The sequence below is a fragment of the Vibrio genomosp. F10 str. 9ZD137 genome, from assembly GCF_049974785.1.
Taxonomy (GTDB): Bacteria; Pseudomonadota; Gammaproteobacteria; order Enterobacterales; family Vibrionaceae; genus Vibrio.
Window position 1 is genome coordinate 1 of sequence record NZ_JBNGCJ010000652.1, and the last position, 3,469, is coordinate 3,469.

At 42.6% G+C, this 3,469-nt stretch carries 4 protein-coding genes and 1 pseudogene; 2 read left to right on the forward strand and 3 right to left on the reverse strand.

Annotated elements, in window-relative coordinates; genetic code table 11:
- Both ACP45E_RS15840 and ACP45E_RS15845 read right to left on the reverse strand, forming a co-directional pair.
- Window positions 1–91: pseudogene (locus tag ACP45E_RS15840) on the reverse strand (OsmC family protein); the annotation flags it as partial.
- Window positions 92–162: 71 nt separating this feature from the next.
- A complete protein-coding gene (locus ACP45E_RS15845; RefSeq protein ID WP_069585220.1) occupies window positions 163–1,143 on the reverse strand; it encodes a Gfo/Idh/MocA family protein in 981 nt (326 codons plus the stop codon).
- A gap of 391 nt (window positions 1,144–1,534) precedes the next feature.
- Between ACP45E_RS15845 and ACP45E_RS15850 the strand changes: the two genes are divergently transcribed.
- Window positions 1,535–1,828, forward strand: a complete 294-nt coding sequence (locus ACP45E_RS15850; protein WP_017037834.1) for a 4-fold beta flower protein — start codon at window positions 1,535–1,537, stop codon at window positions 1,826–1,828.
- Window positions 1,829–2,034: 206 nt separating this feature from the next.
- Here ACP45E_RS15850 and ACP45E_RS15855 read toward each other — a convergent pair whose 3' ends face one another.
- Window positions 2,035–2,826 carry an MBL fold metallo-hydrolase gene (locus ACP45E_RS15855; protein ID WP_017037835.1) on the reverse strand — a complete coding sequence of 264 codons (792 nt, stop codon included), beginning with the start codon at window positions 2,824–2,826 and terminating at the stop codon, window positions 2,035–2,037.
- A 114-nt stretch (window positions 2,827–2,940) separates the two neighbouring features.
- On the opposite strand from ACP45E_RS15855, the gene ACP45E_RS15860 reads away from it, so the two are divergent.
- Window positions 2,941–3,469, forward strand: a 529-nt coding sequence (locus tag ACP45E_RS15860; protein WP_017037836.1) for an AraC family transcriptional regulator, incomplete at its 3' end; no start/stop codon positions are given.

Genomic DNA, 3,469 nt, shown 5'->3' on the forward strand with positions numbered 1-3,469 from the left:
CTCCACCATTACCATCCATAACGATAGAATGACCAGACTGGGATTGACCCAAGAACTTAAACTCTTCAACCCATTTTACTTCAGCTTGCATATTCATATCTCTTAAACAACATTAAATCTTACGCGCACGATAACAGGGAATGCCGTTATCACGCAATTCAATCAAGCTGGATCAGTTGGAAAAACCACCCCTGTTTGACGGCGTATTTCTGTGAGCACTTTAGCCACCAGCAAAGAACGCGCAGTGTGTTGTTCGTTCATCGAATTTTCCAAAGCCTGCTGAGCGAACACTTTTGCTTCGTAAACCATTCGGTTTGCTGTTTGCTCAACACTGAGGTCTTGCTTGTCGCCTCCACGGGTGATTTTTATCACTGAATTACAAATGGAAATCATATCAACGTGCAAAGCGGCCTCTTCACCCTGAAATTCACTGGGTAAATAAGAATCACTGGTTTTGGAATGGTTAATCACCACATCAAAGCCTGAGTATTGGAAAACAATAGTGCCATTACCATCAACACCTGAGTCAAGTAAGTGAGCTTGAGCACTGATTGATTTAGGCTCTCCGAACAGTGCTATCGCGGCGCCAACACAGTAATAGCCAATGTCCATAACCGAGCCATTGGAAAATGCTGGGTTGAAAGTATTCGGGTTTTCCCCGTTAAGGTACTTCGGATAGCGAGAAGAGTACTGACAGTAGCTGATGGTCGCTTTTCTTAACGAACCAATGGTGGTCAGTTGTTGTTCTAACACCTTGAAGTTGGGGATATGCGGTGTCATGAAAGCTTCAAACAGCACGACTTCATTGTCTTTCGCAGTTTGGTAAAGTTGCTCTGCTAACGCATAATTTGAAGCCAGTGGCTTTTCACAAATAACGTGTTTTTTCGCCTCAAGAAGACGCTTTGCTTGTGGAGCATGAAAAGAGTTTGGACTGGCGATGTAAACGGCATCAATCAGCGTCGAGTGAGCTAAGGCTTCAAAATCGGTAAACAGTTTGGGTGAAGCATATTTCTCTGAAAACTGCTGTGCACTCTCAAGACTTCGCGAGTAAACGCCTGATAGCTGATAGAGCCCCGTCGATAGAGCCGCCTCAATAAATTGATCGGTGATCCAGTTCGTTCCAATGACAGCGAGTCTGATCATCTGTATTTCCTTGTCGTGTGATGTAAACAATATGAAAACATAAAATTCTAGCTTAAGCGCTAATCTAAATCAGAGTCGCAAGTAGGTCTATCAATTGTTAATCAATCATTCTTACTAAAGCAATGCTAAACACCCTTGATACCGTCCCCCAAACAAACATACTGGATATCCGACTTTAATCGTGAAGCGTCCATTTATCGACACGCTTATGCCACCAAGAAACATGTAACAAAGTATTCCCATCCATTCCAATGTTCTCCTTCTTTTTGATATGGTCAGCGCTCATGGTTAAGGTGTTCATTTAGCGTAAATTATGACCACTTTATTACGGCTTAACAGTACATTACGTGACGGCATTACGTAGATGCATTACGTGTAAAAAGGTATGTCTATGAAATCAGTTTGGACTTGGGGCGGTAAATCTTTTGGTTATATCGATGGGGAAGATCTTTGGACAAACCAAGGTAAACATATTGCCAAGGTTGTTGAAGGCGAAATCTATGGCCCAGAGGGTCAGTATTTAGGCGAGTTAATGGACCATGAAAGACTGATTTTTAGTCAAGCCAAAAAAGCATTGTTGAGTAGCCCCTTTAAGCCGTACGCCGACCAAGCACCAATTAAACCTTGTACCGATTTTGCCAGCTACGCCATGTTCAATAGATATGAAGAATTTCACGAAGCATAACCCCCGCTAAAATGACGAAAAGCGTTCGTTGAATGAACGCTCATGACTTTAATCGTCGGAGGGCAATATATTGATCTCAGACCGTCTTGATTTTGCTCGACCTCATGTTATTGACACTAAAGATTGATCGTTTTGAAACTCACTTTTGGACAGAAATCATTTAGACTATTTACTTAAATCGGGAGTCACCGGATTAGTTCAGGTATCTAAAACTCCAAGGTCTCACCATCAGCAGGAATAAGGACTTTATCTGACAAACCGTTTTTATCAATTGCTTCTTTAAGAATTGGTCGAGTCACTGCACAGTGATTGAGTGCCTCCATATGGTTCGCAACCACCTTATTAGGGGAAAGGCGAATAAACTCCATGACCTCATCAATAGACATCAATAACGGTTGACCAACATCCATACGAGCACGGCCTGCTGCCACCACTGTGATGTCGGGTTTTAACTCATTCAAAGCTCGTCTTACATCATCGGTTAGAACCGTATCTCCGCTAATATAGATAGAGGGTTCATTGGGAAGCTCTAAGAAAAATCCGACGCCATTTGCCATTAGCTTATGAATCCATCCATGACCGTGTAAAGCAGGAACTGCAGTTAGTTTTCCGCCTAAAACGTCGATAGTTTGCCAATCTTCAATTCCCCATTTTACCGTTAAGCCGTATTTTTCTAGGTAGGCTTTATCTTTGGCTGGTGTCGCAACTGGGATATTACGACTTGTTAAAAACGTCTCACCAGCGGGATCTAGGTGATCACCGTGTTGCAACGCCTTGATACCAAATGTTTGGCTATGAGTAATTAGGGTATGAGTAACCTTGTTTAGCAGCTCATCTGCATTGCTTGGCATCGCAACCGTTGGATTTTTCGCGGCCTTAGCCTTAATGACTGAAAACGGAGGCATAGAGCCTTTTTTCCCCAACATAGGATCAATAAGGATAAATTTTTCGCCAGATTCAATGATAAAAGTTGCGCTACGTAGGTGATGGATCTTCATAATACCTCTCTAAATTCACTCATGAGTCATATTCTCTATGTGATTTAGTATGCTATTTTCGGTAACCTTGCCATACTGTCTCGAAAGTCAATATTCGCGCAAATCGAGACAAATATGGAGAAATCAACCGAGTTAGTCAAAATCACTTTGATTGCCTTTGAAGGGATCAGTGCTTTTCATCTCTCTGTACCCTGTATGGTGTTTCAAGATATCTTTTTCGATCAGCCGCCTCGGTTTGACTTGAAAATCTGTAGCGAAAAAAGCTCGCCATTGGAAACAAGCTCAGGATTTGGTGTGGTGATCGATAGAGATTTGAGCGCTATTAAAGAGGCGGATATTGTGATTGTTCCAAGCTGGCCAAATGATCTGCCAAAGCCAAGTGAACAACTTCTAGAGGCGCTAATAGAGCATCATGGGAAAGGTAAGCTACTAGTAGGACTCTGCCTCGGGTCTTATGTACTTGCATGTGCTGGCGTTCTCGATGGAAAACGTGCCACAAGCCATTGGGCGTTTTCCGAACAATTTCAGCAGCAATTTCCTAAGGTGAATTTTGATCCAAACCCTCTATTTATTGAACATGAGACTATCATTACCTCAGCAGGGGTAGCAGCTTCGCTAGATTGCTGTCTCCACATAGTGCGCC

Bases quoted from the DNA above. Each gene is read 5' to 3' on its own strand.
- ACP45E_RS15845 (WP_069585220.1), bottom strand. From the start codon at position 1,143: ATGATCAGACTCGCTGTCATTGGAACGAACTGGATCACCGATCAATTT.
- ACP45E_RS15855 (WP_017037835.1), bottom strand. From the start codon at position 2,826: ATGAAGATCCATCACCTACGTAGCGCAACTTTTATCATTGAATCTGGC.
- ACP45E_RS15850 (WP_017037834.1), top strand. From the start codon at position 1,535: ATGAAATCAGTTTGGACTTGGGGCGGTAAATCTTTTGGTTATATCGAT.